General features: G+C 66.9%; 22 protein-coding genes. 14 read left to right on the top strand and 8 right to left on the bottom strand.

What is annotated here, in order from left to right:
• Window positions 1-137: 137 nt before the first annotated feature.
• Window positions 138-665 (bottom strand): TlpA disulfide reductase family protein, encoded by a 528-nt coding sequence (locus tag BLU54_RS09210; RefSeq protein WP_091907264.1) that lies wholly within the window; start codon window positions 663-665, stop codon window positions 138-140.
• Between the two features lie 92 nt (window positions 666-757).
• Between BLU54_RS09210 and BLU54_RS09205 the strand changes: the two genes are divergently transcribed.
• Window positions 758-1360, top strand: coding sequence for a hypothetical protein (locus BLU54_RS09205; protein ID WP_139169586.1), 603 nt, complete (start codon window positions 758-760; stop codon window positions 1358-1360).
• 596 nt (window positions 1361-1956) lie between these two features.
• Here the strand turns inward: BLU54_RS09205 and BLU54_RS09200 are convergent.
• On the bottom strand, window positions 1957-3501 hold the full coding sequence (locus BLU54_RS09200; RefSeq protein WP_091907260.1) for a YifB family Mg chelatase-like AAA ATPase: 1545 nt from the start codon (window positions 3499-3501) through the stop codon (window positions 1957-1959).
• Window positions 3502-3654: 153 nt separating this feature from the next.
• Complete coding sequence (locus BLU54_RS09195) at window positions 3655-3921, bottom strand: accessory factor UbiK family protein (RefSeq protein ID WP_091907258.1); 267 nt, start codon at window positions 3919-3921, stop codon at window positions 3655-3657.
• A 527-nt stretch (window positions 3922-4448) separates the two neighbouring features.
• On the opposite strand from BLU54_RS09195, the gene BLU54_RS09190 reads away from it, so the two are divergent.
• From BLU54_RS09190 to ptsP, 7 genes are all read left to right on the top strand, one after another.
• Window positions 4449-4787 carry a P-II family nitrogen regulator gene (locus BLU54_RS09190; protein ID WP_091907256.1) on the top strand — a complete coding sequence of 113 codons (339 nt, stop codon included), beginning with the start codon at window positions 4449-4451 and terminating at the stop codon, window positions 4785-4787.
• Window positions 4788-4827: 40 nt separating this feature from the next.
• Window positions 4828-6282: an ammonium transporter gene (locus BLU54_RS09185; RefSeq protein ID WP_091907254.1), complete on the top strand. Its 1455-nt coding sequence runs from the start codon at window positions 4828-4830 to the stop codon at window positions 6280-6282.
• 298 nt (window positions 6283-6580) lie between these two features.
• Window positions 6581-7870: a glutamate--cysteine ligase gene (gene gshA, locus BLU54_RS09180; protein ID WP_091907252.1), complete on the top strand. Its 1290-nt coding sequence runs from the start codon at window positions 6581-6583 to the stop codon at window positions 7868-7870.
• A gap of 66 nt (window positions 7871-7936) precedes the next feature.
• Window positions 7937-8890 carry a glutathione synthase gene (gene gshB, locus BLU54_RS09175; RefSeq protein ID WP_091907250.1) on the top strand — a complete coding sequence of 318 codons (954 nt, stop codon included), beginning with the start codon at window positions 7937-7939 and terminating at the stop codon, window positions 8888-8890.
• Window positions 8891-9179: 289 nt separating this feature from the next.
• Window positions 9180-9632: a PTS sugar transporter subunit IIA gene (locus tag BLU54_RS24540; RefSeq protein WP_091907248.1), complete on the top strand. Its 453-nt coding sequence runs from the start codon at window positions 9180-9182 to the stop codon at window positions 9630-9632.
• Entirely contained in the window at window positions 9601-9870 is a 270-nt protein-coding gene (locus BLU54_RS09165) for an HPr family phosphocarrier protein (protein ID WP_091907246.1), read from the top strand. Before BLU54_RS24540 ends, BLU54_RS09165 begins: the two co-directional genes overlap by 32 nt.
• 217 nt (window positions 9871-10087) lie before the next feature.
• Window positions 10088-11839, top strand: coding sequence for a phosphoenolpyruvate--protein phosphotransferase (gene ptsP, locus BLU54_RS09160; RefSeq protein WP_091907244.1), 1752 nt, complete (start codon window positions 10088-10090; stop codon window positions 11837-11839).
• 195 nt (window positions 11840-12034) lie between these two features.
• Here the strand turns inward: ptsP and BLU54_RS09155 are convergent, their stop codons facing one another.
• The 3 genes from BLU54_RS09155 to gpmA all read right to left on the bottom strand — a co-directional run bounded on the left by BLU54_RS09155 (window position 12035) and on the right by gpmA (window position 15308).
• A complete protein-coding gene (locus tag BLU54_RS09155) occupies window positions 12035-12802 on the bottom strand; it encodes a HesA/MoeB/ThiF family protein (RefSeq protein ID WP_091907242.1) in 768 nt (255 codons plus the stop codon).
• 111 nt (window positions 12803-12913) lie between these two features.
• Window positions 12914-14482 carry a S41 family peptidase gene (locus BLU54_RS09150; RefSeq protein WP_091907240.1) on the bottom strand — a complete coding sequence of 523 codons (1569 nt, stop codon included), beginning with the start codon at window positions 14480-14482 and terminating at the stop codon, window positions 12914-12916.
• A gap of 79 nt (window positions 14483-14561) precedes the next feature.
• On the bottom strand, window positions 14562-15308 hold the full coding sequence (gene gpmA, locus BLU54_RS09145; RefSeq protein ID WP_091907431.1) for a 2,3-diphosphoglycerate-dependent phosphoglycerate mutase: 747 nt from the start codon (window positions 15306-15308) through the stop codon (window positions 14562-14564).
• A gap of 142 nt (window positions 15309-15450) precedes the next feature.
• Here gpmA and BLU54_RS09140 point away from each other — a divergent pair, with 142 nt between their 5' ends.
• The 5 genes from BLU54_RS09140 (at window position 15451) to BLU54_RS09120 (ending at window position 18303) form a co-directional block, all read left to right on the top strand.
• Window positions 15451-15873, top strand: coding sequence for a rhodanese-like domain-containing protein (locus BLU54_RS09140; RefSeq protein ID WP_091907238.1), 423 nt, complete (start codon window positions 15451-15453; stop codon window positions 15871-15873).
• Complete coding sequence (gene grxC / locus BLU54_RS09135) at window positions 15870-16130, top strand: glutaredoxin 3 (protein ID WP_091907236.1); 261 nt, start codon at window positions 15870-15872, stop codon at window positions 16128-16130. The genes BLU54_RS09140 and grxC overlap by 4 nt, the downstream gene beginning before the upstream one ends.
• Window positions 16131-16194: 64 nt before the next feature.
• On the top strand, window positions 16195-16716 hold the full coding sequence (secB, locus tag BLU54_RS09130; protein WP_091907233.1) for a protein-export chaperone SecB: 522 nt from the start codon (window positions 16195-16197) through the stop codon (window positions 16714-16716).
• A 7-nt stretch (window positions 16717-16723) separates the two neighbouring features.
• Window positions 16724-17722 carry an NAD(P)H-dependent glycerol-3-phosphate dehydrogenase gene (locus tag BLU54_RS09125; RefSeq protein ID WP_091907231.1) on the top strand — a complete coding sequence of 333 codons (999 nt, stop codon included), beginning with the start codon at window positions 16724-16726 and terminating at the stop codon, window positions 17720-17722.
• Between the two features lie 74 nt (window positions 17723-17796).
• Window positions 17797-18303 carry an O-acetyl-ADP-ribose deacetylase gene (locus BLU54_RS09120; protein WP_091907229.1) on the top strand — a complete coding sequence of 169 codons (507 nt, stop codon included), beginning with the start codon at window positions 17797-17799 and terminating at the stop codon, window positions 18301-18303.
• 21 nt (window positions 18304-18324) lie between these two features.
• On the opposite strand, the gene trmL is transcribed toward BLU54_RS09120, so the two are convergent.
• Window positions 18325-18795, bottom strand: coding sequence for a tRNA (uridine(34)/cytosine(34)/5-carboxymethylaminomethyluridine(34)-2'-O)-methyltransferase TrmL (trmL, locus tag BLU54_RS09115; protein ID WP_091907227.1), 471 nt, complete (start codon window positions 18793-18795; stop codon window positions 18325-18327).
• Between the two features lie 175 nt (window positions 18796-18970).
• Window positions 18971-19795 (bottom strand): ComF family protein, encoded by an 825-nt coding sequence (locus BLU54_RS09110; protein ID WP_268874516.1) that lies wholly within the window; start codon window positions 19793-19795, stop codon window positions 18971-18973.
• 190 nt (window positions 19796-19985) lie between these two features.
• Here BLU54_RS09110 and BLU54_RS09105 point away from each other — a divergent pair, with 190 nt between their 5' ends.
• Window positions 19986-20954 (top strand): methyltransferase domain-containing protein, encoded by a 969-nt coding sequence (locus tag BLU54_RS09105; protein WP_091907223.1) that lies wholly within the window; start codon window positions 19986-19988, stop codon window positions 20952-20954.
• Window positions 20955-21095 lie beyond the last annotated feature (141 nt).

The raw sequence follows: 21095 nt of genomic DNA, 5'->3' as shown, positions 1-21095 counted from the left end.
GCGGTAGCGGCCGGCGACCGACAGACGGTCATGGCGCCCGCTTGGAGGAGTGCGCCCGGAGGGAACGGGGAGTGCCGGTGCGCGCCCTGCGCCCACCGCGGCGCTGGCTGGTCCGACGGCCAGTTCCGCCGTGGCGGTCAGGCCTGCTTCGCGAGCGCGCCTTCGATCAATCGGTGCAGTTCGGCATACTCCGGCTCGCCGACGTAGCGCTTCAGGATTCGGCCATCACGGTCGACGAGGAAAGTTGTCGGCGTCAGCTGGACGTCGCCGAACTGGTGGGCGGCGGAGCCGTCGTCGAGCGCCACCTTGAACGGCAGCTCGCGCGTTTTCGCGTAGTTCGCGACGTACATCGGCGCGTCGTAGTTCATCGCTACCGCGACGAACTCCAGCCCATCCTTGTGGAACTGCTGGTAGGTCTTCACCATCTCCGGCATTTCCTTGACGCAGGTCGTGCAACTGGTCGCCCAGAAATTCACCAGGTAGACCTTGCCACGCAGCGTCGAGGTGCTGATCTTCTCGCCCGACAGCAAGGTGAAGGACGCATCCGGCACATGCCGCTTGCCGGCAAAGGCGGCCCACCCGGCGGCGGCGAGCGCAACCGCGACGACGAGAGCGCCGATGACGATCCAACGCGATCGGCCGGAACGGACGGGAGAGGGGGCCATTGCTTTACCTGGATGGGCTTGGGACGAATGGTGGAATTGTAAGCGCTCGAGGGCGGGCGCGTGAATGCGCGCTGTCGCGTAGCATGACGTGCTTGTCGATCCCGCTTTTGTGTCAGCTCATGTCACTGCGCCTCTTTCATCGCCTCCGCGGCCCCCTGGTCATGCGTTCGTGCGTCGCGGCATTGGCCGTGACGGCGGTCGCGGCCTGTTCGCCGCGCTACGACTGGCGAGAGGTCAGCGATGCACAAGGGCGGTTTACTGCTTCGTTTCCGGCAAAGATGGCGGTTCAGTCGCGCACGATTTCGGTCGATGGCCATGAGCTGACCATGAACATGCGCATTTCGGACGTTGCGGACACGGTGTTCGCAGTCGGTGCGGTGGACGTGCCGGCCGACGACGCCACGCTCCGCGAACACGTGATGCAGTATCTGGAAGAAGGACTGCGGCGCAATGCTGGCGGCAATGCGTCGCAGCTAAGCAGTACCCCATCGGCCAATACGGCGGTGCTGACGACTCATGATTGGGCAGCCAGCGGGACGGTGCCGCACGAAAATGTCAAACGCCAGTGGCGAGCACGTTTTGTCGCGACAAGAGAGCGCGTCTACCAGGTCATCGTGCTCTCGAAAGCGGCGCCACCCGCTGCGGAGACTGATCAGTTCCTCGCTGCCTTCCAACCGTACGGCTCGCTTCGCTGAAAAAAGACCAGCATTTTCAGGCGCTTCCGTATGATTTGCAGCTGTCCACAGAAGCTGTGGATAACCTTGTTGAAAAAAGCTGCTTATCGGCTTTTTACCCCGCATTTTCCGGTCGTTCTTTGTTTTGCCATTTTTCTAGGCAGAAACAAAAAATAGAGCGTTTTCAAATACTTGAAGATGGATCGCGGGTGGGCGGCGGGCTTGATCGTCGCAGCGGCGCCAGAAAGGTCCGGTCAAGGCAAATGTGTATAAGTCAAGTCTTGACAAGGCATTTATCGTTGCGATAGGCCCGAAACGCATATTGCGGAACGTCCCGCATGCACGGCGGCGCGCTGTCGGTCAACGAAGCGACGCGTTGGCAGGTCGCGCGGCAACCCAGGCGCGATGCCCCGACGCAACGCAGTCGCGCACCCTGCGTGCCGACCTGGTGTGCCGACTTGCTGTGCCGCCGCTTTCCGGAATCTACCGGCGCCTCGGACAAATAGTCGGCTGCCACTCCGCGAGCCAGCCATCGTTCAGAAGACCATTCGTCCGAGCCGGGCATCAGGCGCCATGTCGCGTTCTGCGCTAGACCGTGGCGACTGCAGCGGCAGTGGTCAACACCACCTTCGGTATTGGATTGCCTCGGCCAGATGCTGAACGCCGATGGCATCGGCGCCGGCAAGGTCTGCGATGCTGCGCGCGACCTTGCGTATTTGCGCGTGCCCGCGCGCCGAGCTATGCATTCGTTCGCAAGCCGCTTCCAGCAGGCGCATACCGTCCGCATCGAGGCAAGCATGCCGGTCCAGGTCCGGCGGTGACAGTCGGGCGTTGCAGACAGGCTGGCGCGCCAATTGTCGGCGGTGCGCGTGCCTGACCCGAGCCGCAACGGTCGCACTCGATTCCGCGTGTCTGGCGCCGGGCCGCAAATCGCGCACCGCCACCGGACTGACTTCGAGGTGCAGGTCGATCCGATCGAGCAGCGGACCGGAGACGCGGCGTCGATAGCGTTCGGCTTTCTCGGGTGTACAGCGGCAGCGGCCGCTTGGATCGCCAGACCAGCCGCAGGGACAGGGATTCATTGCGGCGACCAGTTGGCAGCATGCCGGGAAGGTCGCGCTGTGACCCGCACGCGCGATCTGGATGCAGCCTCTTTCGAGCGGCTCGCGCAGCATGTCCAGGACGCGACGGTCGAATTCCGGCAGTTCGTCGAGGAACAGCACGCCATGATGCGCGAGCGTTACTTCGCCCGGGCGGGGCGGATTGCCACCGCCAACGAGCGCGGCGGCACTCGACGAATGATGGGGCGCGCGAAACGGACGACGTCGCCAATGCTCGGCGACCGCGCCGGGGCGCGTCAGACTGATCAACGCACCTGCTTCGAGCGCCTCGGCGTCGGTCATCGGTGGCAGGATGCCGGGCAGCCGCGCGGCGAGCATCGACTTACCGGCGCCGGGCGGCCCCATCATCAATGCATGGTGGCCGCCGGCGGCGGCGATTTCGAGGCCGCGGCGCACCGCGGCCTGCCCGACGACTTCGGCAAGGTCGGGGGCCGGCGGCGGAGTGGGCGCTGCCAGCAGTGCCGCGCCGGCGTCGACGCGTGTCACAGGCGAAGAATCTGTCGCGGCCGGGCTGCCGGCGTGCCGCAGGTGTGCGCACAGGTCGAGCAGGCCGCACGCACCGAAGACTGCGACCGACGATGCCAGTGCTGCCTCGGCCGCACTGGGCGACGGCAGGAACAGGGTCGGGCGCTGGGCGCCCGGGTATTGCCGGGCAATCGCGCAGGCCATCGCCAATGCGCCGCGGATCGGGCGCAGTTCACCCGTGAGCGACAGCTCGCCGGCGAATTCCGCATTGGCGACAGCGGTCGGCGGCAGTTGTCCGCTGGCGCACAGCACGCCGAGGGCGATCGGCAGATCGAAGCGGCCCGACTCCTTGGGAAGGTCCGCCGGCGCCAGGCTGACCGTGATCCGTTGCGCCGGGAAGGTGAAGCCGCAGGTCTGCAACGCCGCCCGAACCCGCTCGCGGCTTTCCCGGACCTCGGTGTCGGCGAGACCGACGACGGTGAAGGCCGGCAGACCGTTGGCCAGATGAACTTCGACGCGCACCTCGGGCGCCTCCGCGGCCGAGATTGCTCGACTGTTGACGACCGCGACTGTCATCGCCCTGCCCTATGCCTGATGCCTGATGCCTGATGCCTGATGCCTGGTGCCTGGTGCCTGATGCCTGGTGCCTTAGGCCTTACGCCTCTGCCAGTGCGCTTGGCGCCGCGGCGCTCAGGCGGCGCCGCGCGTTTCGAACGCGCGGCCGTGCGCTCAGTCGTTGGCCGCGTTCGCCGCGCCGGTCTGCACCGCTTGCTGCTCCAGCAACGCCACCCGGCGCTCGAGTTCTTCCAGACGCTGACGGGTTCGCGCCAGCACCTGTGCCTGCACGTCGAAGTCCTCGCGCGTCACCACGTCCAGCTTGCTGATGCCTTGGTTGAGCACCGCCTTGACGTTGCGCTCGACGTCCTTGATCGGCGAGTTGCGGAGCAGGTCATCGATACGGGCCTGCATATCCTTGAATAGTTCGTCGGGTCTCATATAAAGCTCCACGCCGCACCGAAACGGGGCGGATTGATACAAAGGTTGGGGCAGCGCCGGTACCTTCGTTGGCGTGCACTGTCATGGTGCGTCTGCCGCACCGCGGCAGGGCGTCGCGCGCGCTGGACGGGGGACTGCTGCAACGCACTGTAGCACGTGCCCAACGCGCGCAGGGCCCTGGCCGATCGGCCAGACGCGCGCTGGAGCCCAGGCGTGGCGGGCCTTCCCGGTCGCGTGGCCGGCACGCCTTGCAAGGTTGCACGGGCCCGGCCACGCGGCGCTTCGGGCGTGGCGCCCAATGGCATAGCGCTTGCTGAATGTGGCACCCGCCCGCAAGGCGTGCCGCGAAATGCTGGCCGCCTGGCGGACGGTGTGCACGACGGCGTGCGCACCGGGCATGGCGGGACGGCTACACAAGCGATCCGAGGGAAACCGGCCATCAGGAACGTCTGCGCTCGCGCATGACGGCGGACCGGCTCGTCCTTCGAAAGGACGCGGGGCCGCGGCGCAACTTCGATGGAGCCACCATGAAACTGATCATCGCCATCATCAAGCCATTCAAGCTCGACGAAGTACGCGAGGCGTTGTCCGCGCTCGGCGTCTCGGGCATCACCGTGACCGAGGTCAAGGGCTTCGGCCGACAGAAAGGGCACACCGAACTGTATCGGGGCGCCGAATACGTCGTCGACTTCCTGCCCAAGGTTCGTCTGGAAGTCGCGGTGGACGACGCCCTGGCCGATCAGGCGATCGAGGCAATCGAACGCGCCGCCCGCACCGGCAAGATCGGCGACGGCAAGATCTTCGTCACGGGCATCGAGCAGGTCATCCGCATCCGCACCGGCGAGACCGGCTCGGACGCGCTGTAAACAGCGGGAACGGCAAGGGAAGAGAACGAGGACAACGATAATGCGCAAATTTCTGCTGGGCATCTTCATCGCGGGGGCGCTGCTGGGGGGCGGCGTAGCCTCGAGCTTCGCGCAGGACGCTTCGTCGACCGGCGCGACCACGCTGCCGGCGTCGACGGCGAGCGCCACCGTCGCCACGCCGGATGCCGGCGCGGCCGCGCCGGCGAGCGCCGCCACCAGCGCCAGTGCCGCGGCGCCGGCCGCCGCCGCGCCCACCGAGCCGACCATGGTCGATGCGTCGAAGATCAGCGGTGGCGACACGGCCTGGATGCTGGTCTCGGTCGCGCTGGTGCTGTTCATGACGATTCCCGGGCTGGCCCTGTTCTACGGCGGCATGGTCCGCAAGAAGAACGTGCTGTCCACGCTGATGCAGAGTTTCGCGATCACCTGCGCGATGACCATCGTGTGGATGGTGATCGGCTACTCGCTGGCGTTCACGCCGGGCAACGCGTTCATCGGCGGCTTCTCGCGCGCCTTCCTGTCGGGCGTGTCGTTCGTGAAGGGCGACCCGACGATGTTGAGCGTGAGCCATCTCGCGCCGGCCATTCCGGAAACGGTCTTCCTGATGTTCCAGATGACCTTTGCGATCATCACGCCCGCGCTGATCACCGGCGCGTTCGCGGAGCGCATGAAATTCTCGGCGATGCTGGTTTTCATGGTGTTGTGGTCGATCATCGTCTACGCTCCGATCGCGCACATGGTCTGGGAGCCGACCGGCTGGCTGGCCAGCGACGGCGTGCTCGACTTCGCCGGCGGCACGGTGGTGCACATCAACGCCGGCGTGGCTGGCCTGGTCTGCGCGATCGTGCTCGGCAAGCGCATCGGCTATGGCCGCGAGGTGATGGCGCCGCACAACCTGGTGTTGACCGTGGCGGGTACCGCCATGCTGTGGGTGGGCTGGTTCGGCTTCAACGCCGGCTCGGCGCTGGCGGCGGACGGTCGTGCCGGCATGGCCATGCTGACGACCCAGATCGCGACGGCCGCGGCCGCGCTGGTCTGGATGTTCGCGGAGTGGCTCACGCGCGGCAAGCCGTCGGTGCTGGGCATTGCCTCCGGCGCAGTGGCCGGCCTGGTGGCAATTACGCCTGCCGCGGGCTTCGTCAACGTGATGGGCGCGCTGATCATCGGCATCGTCGCGGGCGCGGTCTGTTTCTGGTCGGCAACGTGGCTCAAGCACAAGCTCGGCTATGACGATTCGCTGGACGCCTTCGGCGTGCACGGCATCGGCGGCATTGTCGGCGCACTGCTCACCGGCGTGTTCGTGGTGCCGGCGATCGGCGGTGTCGACGGCAGCTTCCTGACCCAGCTGAAGGGCATCGTGGTGACCATCGTCTACACCGGCGTCGTCAGCTTCATCCTGTTGAAGATCATCGACGTGGTGATCGGCTTGCGGGTGACCGAGGAAGGCGAGCGCGAAGGGCTGGACATCGTGCTGCACGGCGAACACGTCGAGTAAGGCGGCCGGACGAGGCCGGCGGCGCCGGCAAGGCGGCGCGCCCGTCTGTCTGGTCCTGCAAGAAGCGAGGAAGCGAGATTGGCCCGCAGCAATGCGGGCCTTTTTTATTGAGATTTCATCCCCAGCTAGGGCGCACCGCCAGCCCTCGCGGGCATGCGCCTTGCGGCGACCAGCGGGGGTTTTTAGGAAGGCAGCAAGGCATTTGTTCTACAATTTCGCCTTTGGCCGGCGCCCGACGACAGGCGCGGCCGCCGCCAGCCACGGCGGCGTGGCGGCATCTTTTCCTGCGTAGGCCTATATGGTTCCCCATCTCGTCACCGCGCTCAATGGTCCGCTGTTGGACCTGGAGCGCAAAATTCTTGACGCAACGCCGGCGATCGAACGCTGGTTTCGCCTCGAGTGGCAGGAACACACCCCGCCTTTCTATTGTTCGGTGGACCTGCGCAACGCCGGTTTCAAGCTCGCCCCGGTCGACACCAACCTGTTCCCCGGCGGCTTCAACCATTTGCCGGCCGAAGTGCTGCCGCTCGCGGTGCAGGCGGCGATGGCCTCGATCGAGAAGATCTGCCCGGACGCGAAGAATCTGCTGTTGATTCCGGAAGCGCACACCCGCAACCAGGCATATCTGGAGAACCTCGCGCGCCTGTCGTCGATCATGCGCCAGGCGGGCCTGAACGTGCGGCTCGGCACGCTGAACGACGACCTGGACGATCCGGTGACCATCGCGCTGCGCGACGGGCAGGAGATCGTCCTCGAACCGCTGGTGCGCACGCCGCGGCGGCTTGGCCTGCACAATTTCGACCCCTGCTCGATCCTGCTGAACAACGACCTGTCGGCGGGCATCCCGCCGGTGCTCGAAAATCTGCACGAGCAGTTCCTGTTGCCGCCGCTCCACGCCGGCTGGCCGGTGCGACGCAAGTCGAACCATTTCTCGTGCTACGACGACGTCGCGAAGCGGTTCGCCAAGCTGATCGACGTCGACCAATGGATGCTGAACCCGTATTTCGCCCGCTGCGAAGACGTGGACTTCCAGGAGCGGATCGGCGAGGAAAAGCTGGCCGACGCGATCGATGCGGTGCTGAAGAAGATCGCGAAGAAGTATCGCGAGTACGGCATCACCGAGAAGCCCTACGTGGTCGTGAAGGCAGCCGCGGGTACGTACGGCATGGGCGTGATGACCGTCCACGACGCGTCCGAGGTGGCGGCGCTGACCCGACGCGAACGCAGCAAGATGAGCGTCGTCAAGGAAGGCCTGAAGGTCCATGACGTGATCGTGCAGGAGGGCGTGTACACCTTCGAGCGCGTCGAGGACAAGGTCGCCGAGCCGGTCGTGTACATGATCGACCGCTATGTGGTGGGCGGTTTCTACCGCACCCATAACGGACGGGAGCGGGACGAGAGCCTGAATGCGCCCGGCATGAGTTTCGTGCCGCTGAGCTACGATCACTCGGTGCTGCCCGACGGCCGCTCGAAGGCAGGTGGACCGCCGCCGAACCGTTTCTACATGTACGGTGTGGTGGCCCGGCTGGCGCTGCTCGCGGCCTCGATCGAGCTCGAAAAGACCGATCCGGAAGCGATCCAGGTCTGAGCGCCGGAACGGCGCGAGGGCCGACCGCCCGGTGTCGGCCAGTCCCTTCACGTACGAGACCAAGCCATGCGGATTCTTTTCATCGCCGACCCGCTCGACGAATTCAAGATCTACAAAGACACCACTTACGCGATGATGGCCGAGGCCGCGCGCCGCGGTCACCAGCTGTTCCACTGTGAGCCGAAGCATCTCGCCTTCGAGGCGGGCGCGGTCGAGGCGGCGGTGCGCGGTTTCGAGATCGTGGCGGGACCGGACGACGACGCGCCGCAGTGGTACCGTGCCGAACTGGCCGCGGTCGAGCCGCTGACCGGCTTCGACGCGGTGCTGATGCGCAAGGACCCGCCGTTCGATCTCGAATATGTCACGTCGACGTGGCTGCTCGAGATTGCCGAGCGCGCCGGCGCAAAGGTCTTCAACAAGCCGCAGTCGATCCGCGATCACTCCGAGAAGCTCGCGATCGGCGAATTTCCGCGCTTCGTCGCGCCGACACTCGTGACCCGCGATCCGGCCCGGCTGCGCGCGTTTCATGCCGCGCACCACGACGTCATCTTCAAGCCGCTCGACGGGATGGGTGGGATGGGCATTTTCCGCATCCGGGAAGATGCAGTGAACCTCGGCGCGGTGATCGAACAGTTGGGCCACAACGGTGCGCGCACGATCATGGCGCAGCGTTTCATTCCCGAGATCAGCGCGGGCGACAAGCGCATCCTGCTGATCGACGGCCAGCCGGTGCCCTATGCGCTGGCTCGCATTCCGCAGGGCGGCGAGGTACGCGGCAACCTGGCGGCGGGCGGGCTGGGCCGAGCCCAGCCGCTGAGCGATCGCGATCGCGAGATCGCCGAGGCCCTGGGGCCGACGATGAAGGCGCGCGGGCTGCTGCTGGTCGGCCTGGACGTGATCGGCGACTGGCTCACCGAGGTGAACGTGACCAGCCCGACCTGCTTCCGCGAAATCATGACCCAGACGGGTTTCGACGTCGCCGCGATGTTCATCGACGCATTGGAAGCCCGCGCCCGCTGAACCCGTGGCGCAGCGCCGGCGGTCCGCCCCTGGCTGTGCGGGGCCGGCTACCCTGCGCCGTCGTTGCCGCTGCTACAATCGTGCCGGGCGGATGCAGCCGCGCGGCGGTTTGCCGCGTCTGCGCGAGCCCATGGCACGTCATGTGCCTTGCTGTTTTGGTTCGTTGCTATTTTGGTTCGTTGTTGTACGCCGCTATCGCCGGCGGCCCGCACCCCTGCGGACTCAGGCGATTTTCATGGACGGTGAATGCGCTTCGCGCGGGCTCGCGCGAACGTGTTCCGAAAACGATATGGCCGGAATCCTGATCATCGCGCACGCGCCGCTCGCCGGCGCGCTGCGCGATTGCCTTGAACACATTTACTGCGGCCTGCCGGCGCGCATCGGTGCGATCGACGTCATGCCGGACTGCGATGTCGACGCGCTCGAAGCGCGCGCGCGGCGCGAGATCGACCGCCTCAAGGGCGAGAACGGCGCGCTCGTGTTGTGCGATGTGGTCGGCGCAACGCCGGCCAACACCGCCGCGCGCCTGACCGACATGGCAGACGTGCGCGTGCTGTGCGGCGTCAATCTGCCGATGCTCGTACGTGCTGTCTGTTACCGGGCGACGCCGCTCGACTTGCTGGTGGAGAAGGCCATCGCCGGCGGTCTGAAGGGAATACAAACCGTCGAAGCGGCCAGCCCGTCGCTTCTTTCCTGTCCTACCGAGCACCATGCTGCGACAAACTGCCACCATCATCAATAAGCTCGGACTGCATGCACGTGCATCGGCGAAGCTCACGCAACTCGCCGGGCGCTACAAGAGCGAGATCTGGATGTCTCGCAATGGACGAAGAATCAACGCCAAAAGCATCATGGGGGTAATGATGCTGGCCGCCGGGATCGGCAGCACGGTCGACATCGAAGCCGAGGGGGAAGACGAGCAGGAGGCGATGGATGCCTTGCTCGCATTGATCGCGGATAAATTCGGCGAGGGACAATAAGACAGAGAGCGACGCGCGCCTCCGGCGCGGTCCGCCGGATGAGGGCGCCTGGTGCGGACGCCGCGCGATGGGCGGGGCTTTGACGCATTGCCAACGATGTCGCCAAGGCGCAAGCTATCCGGAAAATGGGCCGAACCAAACGGAGCCGGCAGGGTCTGACCTGCGGTTCCGGCGCTCGACGCCGACTCTACTAACAATAAAGCTCTCGGAGGCGTGCGTGTCTTTTACTCTGCACGGCATCTCGGTATCGCGCGGCGTGGCGATCGGGCGCGCCTACCTGATCGGCAGCGCCGCCGTCGAGGTCGACCACTATCTGGTGTCGGCCGACGACATCGATCGGGAGATAGGGCGTTTCTTCGCGGCACAGGCCGCGGTCATCGAGGAACTGGACACGCTGCGCGCCGATCTGCCGGACGACGCACCCGGCGAGATGAGCGCCTTCCTCAGCCTGCATGCACTGCTGCTGCGCGATCCGATGCTGGTCGACGGCGTCACGGCATTGATCCGGGAGCGCCGCTACAACGCCGAGTGGGCGCTGACGCAGCACGTCACGACGCTGCTCAAGCATTTCAACGACATCGAGGACGAGTATCTGCGCGAACGGCGCGCCGATATCGAGCAGGTCGGGCAACGTGTGTTGAAGGTGCTGGCCGGCCTGCCGACCGCGGCGAGCCTGATGGCGAACCGCAGTTCCGAGCACGAAATGATCGTCGTTGCGCACGACATTGCGCCGGCGGACATGCTGCAATTCCGCACACAGGCCTTCAGCGGCTTCGTCACCGATCTTGGCGGGCGCACCTCCCACACCGCGATCGTCGCGCGCAGCTTCGGGATTCCCGCGGCGGTGGGCGTCAAGCGCGGTTGCGCGCTGATCCGCCACGACGACATCGTGATCATCGACGGCGACCAGGGCGTGGTGATCGTCGATCCCGCGCCCAGCGTGTTGAAGGAGTACGAGTGCCGCCGCAGCGAGCGCGCCCTCGAACAGAACCGTTTGCAGCGCCTGCGCACGATGCCGGCGACCACGCAGGACGGTCATTCGGTCGCGCTGCTGGCGAACATCGAGTTGCCGCAGGATGCGGTCGCCGCGACGCGCGCGGGTGCGGCGGGCGTCGGCCTGTTTCGCACCGAGTTCCTGTTCATGAATCGACAGGAACTGCCGGGCGAGGAAGAGCAGGTGCAAGCCTATCGCCGCGCGCTGGAGGCGATGCAGGGCTTGCCGGTCACCATTCGCACGATCGATGTCGGTGCCGACAAGCCGCTCGACGGCCGGCTGGGCGGCGACAACCTGCTCGAGGCGGACGGCAATCCGGCGCTTGGCCTGCGCGCGATCCGCTGGTGCCTGTCCCAGCCCGAAATGTTTCTGACGCAACTCCGCGCCATCCTGCGCGCGTCGGTGCACGGGCCGGTTCGGATCCTGGTGCCGATGCTCGCGCATGCGAGCGAAATCGACCAGACGCTGGCGCTGATCGCCGAGGCGAAGAGCCAGTGCGATGCCGCCGGCATCGCCTATGACCGGCATCTGCAGGTCGGCGCGATGATCGAGATTCCGGCCGCCGCGCTGGCCTTGCCGCTGTTCCTGAACCGTGTCGACTTCCTGTCGATCGGCACCAACGACCTGATCCAGTACACGCTGGCGATCGACCGCGCCGACAACGCGGTCGCGCATCTGTACGATCCGATGCATCCGGCCGTGCTGCATCTGATCGCGTCGGTGATCGATCAGGCCAAGGCGGCGGGCGTGCCGGTCGCGGTATGCGGTGAAATGGCTGGCGATGCTTCGCTGACCCGGCTGCTGCTGGGCATGGGACTGACCGAATTCTCGATGCATCCGAGCCAGCTGCTGCACGTCAAGCAGGAGGTGCTGCGCGCCGACTGCCGTCGGCTGGTGCCGATCGTGCGCCGCCTGCGCTCGCTGTACGAGCCTGCCGCGATCCAGGCCGCACTGGCCGAGCTGCAATCCGCCTGAGGCGGGCAGGTGGGGCAGGTCGGAGCAGGGTGAGGTGAGGTAATCGCTGAGGGTGGATCGGGCCGCACGCCGCTCCGGTCGGTCGTTATCCGGCGCCGCCGTCAGGCGATGCCGAGTGCCTGGCGTCCGACCTCGCCAGCCGCACCTGCCACGGGCGCTGCGGCCCGGCGGAGCGCACTGGCGTGGTCGACTTCTTCAGCCGCGTTGTCCGCTGCCGCGCGTCGCGCACACGGGACAGGCCGGATCGCGGTCGATCGCCAGTTCGTTCCAGCGTGTTTCGAGCGCGTCGTGCATCAGCAAACGGCCGACCATCGTGCGGCCGATGCCGCTGATGATGCGCAGCGCATCGGCGGCCTGCATCGTGCCAATCACGCCTACCGCGGGCGCGAACACCCCCATCGTGGCGCAGGCCGTCTCGGCGGGCGCGTGATCCGGCGGAAACAGGCAGGCGTAGCACGGCGACGCAGGATTGCGCGTATCGAACGCGCTCAACTGCCCATCGAAGCGCAGCGCCGCGCCGGAGACCAGCGGGACGGCAGCACGCACGCACGCGCGATTCACCGCGTGGCGCGTGTCAAAGTTGTCGCAACAATCGAGCACCACGTCGGCGGTCGGCACGAGACGGTCGAGCAGCGCATCGTCGGCGCGCTGCGCGACCGTCTCGACAACGATGGTCGGGTTCAGACGCGCGAGCGTCAGGCGGGCCGATGCCGTCTTCGGCATGCCGACCGTTTCGGTGGTGTGTGCGATCTGACGCTGCAGATTGGTCAGGTCGACCGTGTCGCCGTCGACCAGGGTCAGGCGTCCCACGCCGGCCGCCGCCAGATACATCGCCGCGGGCGTGCCCAGGCCGCCGACGCCGATGATCAGCGCGTGCGCTGCCGACACCTTCTCCTGGGCCTCGATGCCCCACTCATCCAGCAGGATGTGGCGCGAATAGCGCAGTAGTTGCTCGTCGTTCATGACTTTCGTCGCAAAGCAGTCCGCCTTGCCGGAGCGCCGCGGATGGCCCGACCAGCCGCCGGAAATGAAAACGGCCCGATGCAGCGCATCGGGCCGCCGACTGCCAGCCGATCAGCGCGCGGCCGGCGCCGAGGCACCCTTCGGACTGGAGGCGCCCGGCACCGCCGGCAGTGCCGGCTTGGAGACGGTCGGGGCGGACGCGTCGCGCGGCGGCTTGGCGGCCGAGAGCTTGCGTTCGCTTTCCGACTTCGTCAGCTGCACCTGCTGTCCCTCGAACTTGTTGAGGGCCTGCTTCAGCATGAAATCGCTGTCGCTGCCGAACTCCGGAATCGGCCGGTTGCGTTCCTTCGCGCGCTGCTCCGGCGTCATCTTGTCGGTGCGCTCCTCGAGCTTGCGCAGCTGATCCATGCGCTGCTGCTCGCGGTCGCGGTCCTCGGCCTTCTCGTTCGGATCCTGCGTGTTGGCCAGGTGATTCTGATAATCGACTTCGCGCGTCACGAGTGCGTCGTCCGGATCGCCGTCCGCGTACTGATCGACTGCGAGATCCGGTCGGATTCCCTTGTTCTGGATCGACCGGCCGCTCGGCGTGTAATAGTAGGCAGTCGTCAGGCGCAGCGCGGTATCCGGGCCGAGCGGACGAACCGTCTGCACCGAACCCTTGCCGAACGTCGCCTTGCCCATCACGATCGCGCGATGATGATCCTGCAGCGCGCCCGCGACGATTTCCGACGCCGACGCCGAGTAGGCGTTGACCAGCACGATCATCGGCACGGTCTTCAGCACCGGCGGCAGGCCCTGCAGCGGATCGTTGCTCATCGTCGGCAGACGATAGTCGCTGAAGCGGTCCTTGTATTCCTGATGGGCCTCGGCAACCTGGCCGTTGGTCGAGACCACCAGCGCGTCCGGCGGCAGGAAGGCGCCCGAAACGCCGACCGCGCTCTGCAGCAGGCCGCCGCCGTTGTTGCGGAGGTCGAGCACCACGCCCTTCAGGTTCGGCTCCTGGCGCACGATGTCGCGCAGCTTGGTGGCGAGATCCGGCACCGTCTGCTGCTGGAAGCTCGTGATCCGCACCCACGCGTAACCCGGCGCTACGATTTTCGTCTTCACGCTCTGCACGCGGATCTCGGCACGCGTCACCGTGATCGGGAACGTGCGCTCCTCGGACTTGCGGAAGATGGTCAGCGTGACCTTCGTGCCCGGCTTGCCGCGCATGCGTTTGACGGCCGCGTCGAGATTCATGCCGCGCACCGGCTTGTCGTCGATGCGGGTGATCAGGTCGCCCGGACGGATGCCGGCCCGGAACGCAGGCGTGTCCTCGATCGGGTTGATCACCTTGATCAGCCCGTCTTCCTGCGAGATCTCGATGCCAAGGCCGGCGAAGCGGCCCTCGGTCATCTCCTGCAGTTCCTGATAGTCCTTCTTGTCGAGATACGACGAATGCGGGTCGAGGCTCGACACCATGCCCTTGATCGCGGCGGTGAGCAGCTTCTTGTCGTCGACCGGCTCGACGTACTCCTGCTTGATCTGGCCGAACACCTCGGCCAGGGTGCGGAGTTCTTCGAGCGGCAACGGCGCGGCCGCCGTGCCCTGCGCCGCCGCAGACGAGAACTGCAGCGTCGCGAAGGCGCCCGTCAGGACGCCGCCCACGACCAGGGCCGTATATTTCAATTGTTTGCGCATAAAGGGCAGAGGAGGCGGCGCCGGCGGCGCCCGCTACAAAGTTTCGAGTATAACGGCGGCCGTCGTCGGCCGCCCCGGGTCAGGCGCGTTTGCCTTGGTTGGCCACGGCGGCCTGGGCGGCGGCAATCGCCTGCTGGTCGCCGAGATAATAGTGACGGATCGGCTTCAACGATTCGTCCAGCTCGTAGACCAGCGGGATGCCGTTCGGAATGTTCAGGCCGACGATCTGGTCGTCGGCGATGTCGTCCAGGTACTTGACCAGGGCGCGCAGCGAGTTGCCGTGCGCGGCGATCACGATGCGCTTGCCGGACTTGAGCGCCGGCGCGATCGATTCGTTCCAGAGCGGCAGTACGCGCGCCACCGTGTCCTTCAGGCACTCGGTGGCCGGCAGTTCGTCGGCACCGACCTTGGCGTAGCGCGGATCGCGCCGGAACGCGTCGAGTGCGTCGCCGGTCAGCGGCGGCGGCGGCGTGTCGTAGCTGCGGCGCCAGACGAGAACCTGTTCGTCACCGTACTTGGCGGCCGTTTCCGCCTTGTTCAGGCCGGCCAGGCCGCCATAGTGCCGCTCGTTCAAGCGCCACGAATGGACCGTCGGAATCCACATCAGGTCCATTTCGTCCTGAACGTGCCACAGCGTGCGGATCGCGCGGCGCAGCACCGACGTGTAGGCGATGTCGAAGGCATAGCCTTCCTGCTTCAACAGCTGGCCGGCCTGGCGGGCTTCGGCGGCGCCTTTCTCCGTCAGGTCGACGTCGACCCAGCCGGTGAAGCGGTTTTCCTGGTTCCAGGTCGATTCGCCATGGCGAATGAGAACGAGCTTATGCATTGTGTCGATTGCGATGGTTGGAAAACGTCGGCGGTCCCGCGCCGCGCGATCGGCGTCGGCAGGCACCGCGGCACCGGCAATGGCCCGTGCGCATTGAGGCTTATTCTATAATGCGCGGATTCTCTTTTCCGACGGCCTCCACGTGAAGTTTTTTACCGATTACACCAACCTGCTGCTGCTCGCCGTCGCCATCGTGTCGGGCCTGCTCCTTGCGTGGCCAAAGTTGAGCCGCCGGGGGCGAGGTATCGCGGTTACCGAAGCCACCCAGCTGATCAACCGGCGCAATGCCCTCATCGTCGACGTGCGCGACGCCGCCGCCTACCAGAGCGGGCATCTGCCGCAGGCGCGGCACCTGCCGTTCGAGGAGGTGTCGGCCAAGGCGCCGCAGTTCGCGAAGAACAAGAATCATCCGGTCTTGCTGGTCGACGAGAATGGCCGGCGCGCGGCCCAGGCCGAGGCGCTGTTCAAGAACGCCGGCTACGCCGAGGTCTTCGTTCTGCAGGGCGGACTGGTCGGCTGGAGACAGGCGGGCATGCCTATCGTCAAGTCAGGAGTAGCCAAATGAACAAGGTCGTGATGTACAGCACGCAGGTCTGTCCGTACTGCCAGATGGCCGAGCGTCTGCTCAAGCAGCGCGGCGTCGACACGCTGGAAAAGGTTCTGATCGACAAGGAACCGGGCCGTCGCGAAGAAATGATGACGCGCACCGGCCGTCGCACGGTCCCGCAGATCTATATCGGCGAGACCCATGTCGGCGGGTACGATGACCTGGCCGCGCTCGATCGTGCTGGCGGCCTGAAGCCGTTGCTCGGCATCGAATGATTTTCCTCGCGCCGGCCCGTCCGGCGCGTTTCCTCCATTACATTCCAAAAGTCAGAGACCTGAAATGAGTGACGCTTCCGCGAACGCAGCGGGTGAACAACAACCCGTCTTCAACATCCAGCGCGTGTACCTGAAGGACGCGTCGTTCGAGCAGCCGAACTCGCCGGCGATCTTCCTCGAGCAGGAGATGCCGTCGGTGGAAGTCGAAGTGAAGGTGCAGGCCGAGCGGCTGAACGACACGATCTATGAGTCGGTCGTGACGGCCACGGTCACCGCGAAGATCAAGGACAAGGTCGCTTTCCTGGTGGAAGTCAGCCAGGCCGGCATCTTCGATATCCAGCATATTCCGGTCGAGCAGTTCGAGCCGCTGATCGGCATCGCCTGCCCGTCGATCATCTTCCCGTATCTGCGCGCCAACGTCGCCGACCTGATCACGCGTTCGGGCTTCCCGCCGATCCATCTGGCCGAGATGAATTTCCAGGCGATCTACGAGCAGCAGCTTGCGATGCACGCCGCACAACAGGCGCAACAGGGCGGCGATTCCGACATCCTGGTCGCCGACAGCGCATCGATCAAGCCGCACTGAGCCGCCGATGAAGGTCACCGTGCTCGGCGCCGGCGCTTGGGGCACGGCGCTCGCGGCGCATCTCGCACGCCGGCATGACGTGGTGCTCTGGGCTCGGGACGCGGGCCTGGTGTCGGCCATGCGCGCCGATCGCGAGAACCGCAGCTATCTGCCGGGCTGCGCGCTGCCCGCCGGGCTACGCGTCGAAGCGGACTTGGCGCGCGCGCTGCGCGATGGCGCCGCGGCCGATCTTGCCGTCGTCGCGACGCCGGTGGCGGGACTGCGTGGCCTGCTCGGCACGCTGTCGGCACAAAGTCTGTGCCCGGAACGTTTTGTCTGGCTCTGCAAGGGCTTCGAAGCGGACACGATGCTGCTGCCCCATCAGGTCGTCGCACAGGTGCTGCCCGGCCATCGCGGCAACGGGGCGTTGTCCGGACCGAGCTTTGCACGCGAGGTCGCGCAGCATCTGCCCGCCGCGCTGACCGCGGCGAGCCGTGACGCCGATTGTCGTGCGGTCACGGTGCGGGCCTTCCATCACGAGTCGATCCGCATCTATACCAGCGACGACATTACCGGCGTCGAAGTCGGCGGTGCCGTGAAAAACGTGCTCGCGATCGCGGCGGGCATTGCCGACGGTCTCGGTCTCGGCCTGAACGCGCGCGCCGCGCTGCTGACGCGGGGGCTGGCGGAGATGAGCCGTCTCGGCGTGGCGCTCGGCGCGCGTGCCGACACGTTCATCGGCCTGACCGGCGTCGGCGACCTGATTCTTACCGCGACCGGCGACCTGTCGCGCAATCGCCGGGTCGGTCTGCAACTGGCCGAGGGCGCGCCGCTCGACACGATCCTGGCGCGCCTCGGTCATGTTGCCGAAGGCGTGCTGTGCGCGCGTGCGGTGCATGCGCTCGCACGGGAACATGGCGTGGACATGCCGATCACCGCGGCGGTGTGCCGGGTGCTGTTCGATGGGGCCGATGCGCGCGGCGCCGTCGCGACCCTGCTCGGGCGCGACGCGAAGCCCGAGCGCTGACCGCTTGACGCGCCGCGCCGGGTCCGGCGCTTGCATGATGCGGTGACGCGCGCCGCATTCACCCGGAGGATGCCATGCTCTCTGCCCGTCTGGTCGACATCACGACCCTCGATGTCGATGCAATCGTCAATGCGGCCAACACCTCGCTGCTTGGCGGCGGCGGCGTCGATGGCGCGATCCACCGCGCGGCGGGGCCGGCATTGCTCGCCGCGTGCCGGCCGCTGGGCGGCTGCCGGACAGGCGACGCCAAGCTGACGCCGGGTTTCGCGTTACCCGCGCGTCACGTGATTCATGCGGTCGGACCGGTCTGGCAAGGCGGCACGCACAATGAAGCCGCGTTGCTGGCCTCCTGCTATCGACGCTCGATCGAGTTGGCCGCCGGCGCTGGCTGCCGCACGCTGGCGTTTCCGTGCATCAGCTGCGGCGTCTACGGTTACCCGCTCGTGCAGGCCGTGCAAGTTGCGGTGGCGACGGTCGCCGCCACGCTGCCACGGTTTCCGGTCGTTGAAGAAGTCATCTTCGCGTGCTTTTCCGAGGAAGCGCTGGCGCTTTACCGCCGCGAGCTGGCGCGTGTCGGCTGAGAACGGCCCGCGCTTGCATGCTCAGGCGCCACCGGCGTAGCCGTGCTGGCGCCATGCCTCGAAAACCGTGACCGCGACCGCGTTCGACAGGTTGAGGCTACGGTTGTCCGGCCGCATTGGCAGTCGGGTCAACGATGTGTCGGGTAGCGCATCGACGATGGCCGCCGGCAGGCCGCTGGTCTCCGAGCCGAACACCAGCCAGTCGCCCGCCTCGAAACGCAGCGCGGAAAACGGCGTCGTGCCCTTGGTGCTCAGCGCAACCATGCGCGCCGGGTCGGGATTTTCGCTGGCCAGGAAGCTCTGCCAGTCGGCATGGACGCGCATCTGCGCATACTCGTGGTAGTCGAGACCGGCGCGCCGCATGCGCGCGTCGTCCAGCGGGAAACCGAGCGGTTCGATCAGGTGCAGCGTGCAGCCGGTGTTGGCGCACAGCCGAATCACGTTGCCGGTATTCGGCGGGATTTCAGGATGGACCAGGACGACGTTGAACATGGCGGGGTTCGCATGGCGGGGCGCCAAGATTGAACCGTTGCGGGCCCGATGACAAGAGCTGCGCGCCCTCCGTACCGTCACCACGCCAGCACCACGCCAGCGCCACGCCAGCGCCGCAGCGGCTCGGCGTCGGCTCGGCATGGTGGCCGGCCCTGTCCACGGAGCGTAAAGCGCTTTACTGTCGGGTGCGGAACGCGACCGCCAGCGTCACGGCCCTCGCACCGGCCCGCTTCAGCGTCCGTGCGGCAGCCTCGAGCGTGGCGCCGGAGGTCATCACATCGTCCACCAGCATGACATGCAGGCCCGCGGGCCGATCGTGCGCCCGTGCGTGCCGGGACAGGGTGAACACGCCTTGCACGTTGCGCTGCCGTTCCGCCAGCGTGAGCCGGGCCTGTGGCGGCGTCTCGCGCTGACGCGCGAGCAGGCCGCGCCGGCGCGGCAGGCTCAGCGCGCGCGCCAGCGCACGCGCGAGTTCCTCGGACTGGTTGAAGCCGCGCGCGAACAGGCGCCGCGGGCCTAGCGGCACGGCAGCCACGCAGTCGACCGGGGGCAGCCGAGCGGCGTCGCGCGCCTCGGCAACGCGTTCGGCCAGCGCCGCACCCAGTGTGTTTGCAACGGCAAGCTGGCGGCCAAACTTCAGTGCAAGGATCAGCGCGTCGTAGGGCGACGCATAGTCGGCGAGCGTGACCGCCGCGTCATAGGAGGGCGGCGCGGTCTGGCAGCGTCCACAGAGCGGGACGCGCCGCGCGTCCGCCGAAGACGATGATGCAACGAACGCCGCGCAGCGTGGACACCGGCGTGGCGCCGGCTCAATCATGCCGGCATGGCAGCGAACGCACAGCGCCGCGCCGCCATGTGACATACGGCCGCATAGCAGGCAATCGGATGGCAGCGCTGTGTCGAGCACGATGCTTAGCGCCCGGCGCCAGGTCGTGCACGGCCCGCCATCCGTCTGAGGCGGGCTTGCTCTCACTGCGCGACCGGAAGCTGTCGCCCCCATTTCAGACCGGTCCGCGACGCGCGTCCGTTCGCCCTTGTCCAGTTGCGTCGAACGGCTGGAGGAATCGCACATTGCATCGGCCAGGCTGACTGAACACGCGCCGCCGGCTGGCGACGATGATCGCCGGACGGCCGACCCGCCGAGTATACTGCCGCACCCGCCCCATACAGCGCCGCGAAGGATATCTCCCATGACCGATAGCCATCAGCAAGCTGGCGCGGACCGGACGATTGCGCAGGTGCGGCGCGTGTTCGAACGCCGTGCCGCCACCTTCGACGACGTCAGTTTCCTGCCGCGCGAGATCGCGACGCGCATGGCGTCCCGGCTCGACTACATCAAGGTCGAGCCGCAGCGCGTGCTCGACGCGGGCTGTGGGCCGGGCTCCGACCTGAGCGCGCTGCAGCTGCGCTATGCCGACGCCGGCGTGATTGGCGTTGATCTGTCGCGGCGCATGCTATCGCGCGCCGCCGCCGAACGTGGCCTGTCGCGCATGCCCGGCTGGCTCAAGCGTTTCATACCGTCGTCGCGCCAGGTAGTGCAGGCCGACTTTGCCCGCCTACCGTTTGCCGACGCCACGTTCGACCTGCTCTGGTCGAATCTCGCGCTGCATTGGCATCCGCGCCCGGACCGCGTGTTTCCCGAATGGCGTCGGGTGCTCGGCGCGGGCGGTCTGCTGATGTTCAGCGTGTTCGGGCCGGACACCCTCAAGGAAGTGCGCGCCGCGTGGCGCGTCGCCGAAGATCGGCTGGGCCTGCCGCCTCGGGAGCATGTGCTGCCGTTCGTGGACATGCACGACTTTGGCGACATGCTGGTGGCCAACGGCTTCGAGACGCCGGTGATGGACATGGAGACGCTGACCATTACCTATCGCAGTCCGGAGGCATTGCTCGCGGACGTGCGGCGCCTCGGCGCGTATGTGCCGATGCACCGCTCGGACGCCGAGGCCGATGCGCCGTCCGGCGGGCTGGGCTCGCGACGCCTGCGCGACGCGCTCAGCGAAGCGCTCGACGAGCGGTTCCAGAGCGGCACGCTGCCGTTGACCTTCGAGATCGCCTATGGCCATGCCTGGCGCCGCCCGGACGATACGTCGCGCGACGCGCAGGGCAACGCGGTGATCCGGCTGGACCAAATTGGCCGGCGTCGACGCGCGGCGGATTGACGCGCGCGCCACGCCGCCATGCCGTGGCGGCGCCGGGAACTCGACGGCGGTTCGCTTGTCGGGCGATGGCTGGGAGCCTATAATGCCGCAGTTTATCGGCGGGAGCCTGGTGTTTGCCCACACAGCAATGTGCGGGTGGCG

Source organism: Chitinasiproducens palmae (genome assembly GCF_900095735.1).
GTDB lineage: Bacteria > Pseudomonadota > Gammaproteobacteria > Burkholderiales > Burkholderiaceae > Chitinasiproducens > Chitinasiproducens palmae.
The sequence above is the reverse complement of the archived record's forward strand: the minus strand, read 5'-3'. Positions and strand labels throughout refer to the sequence as shown.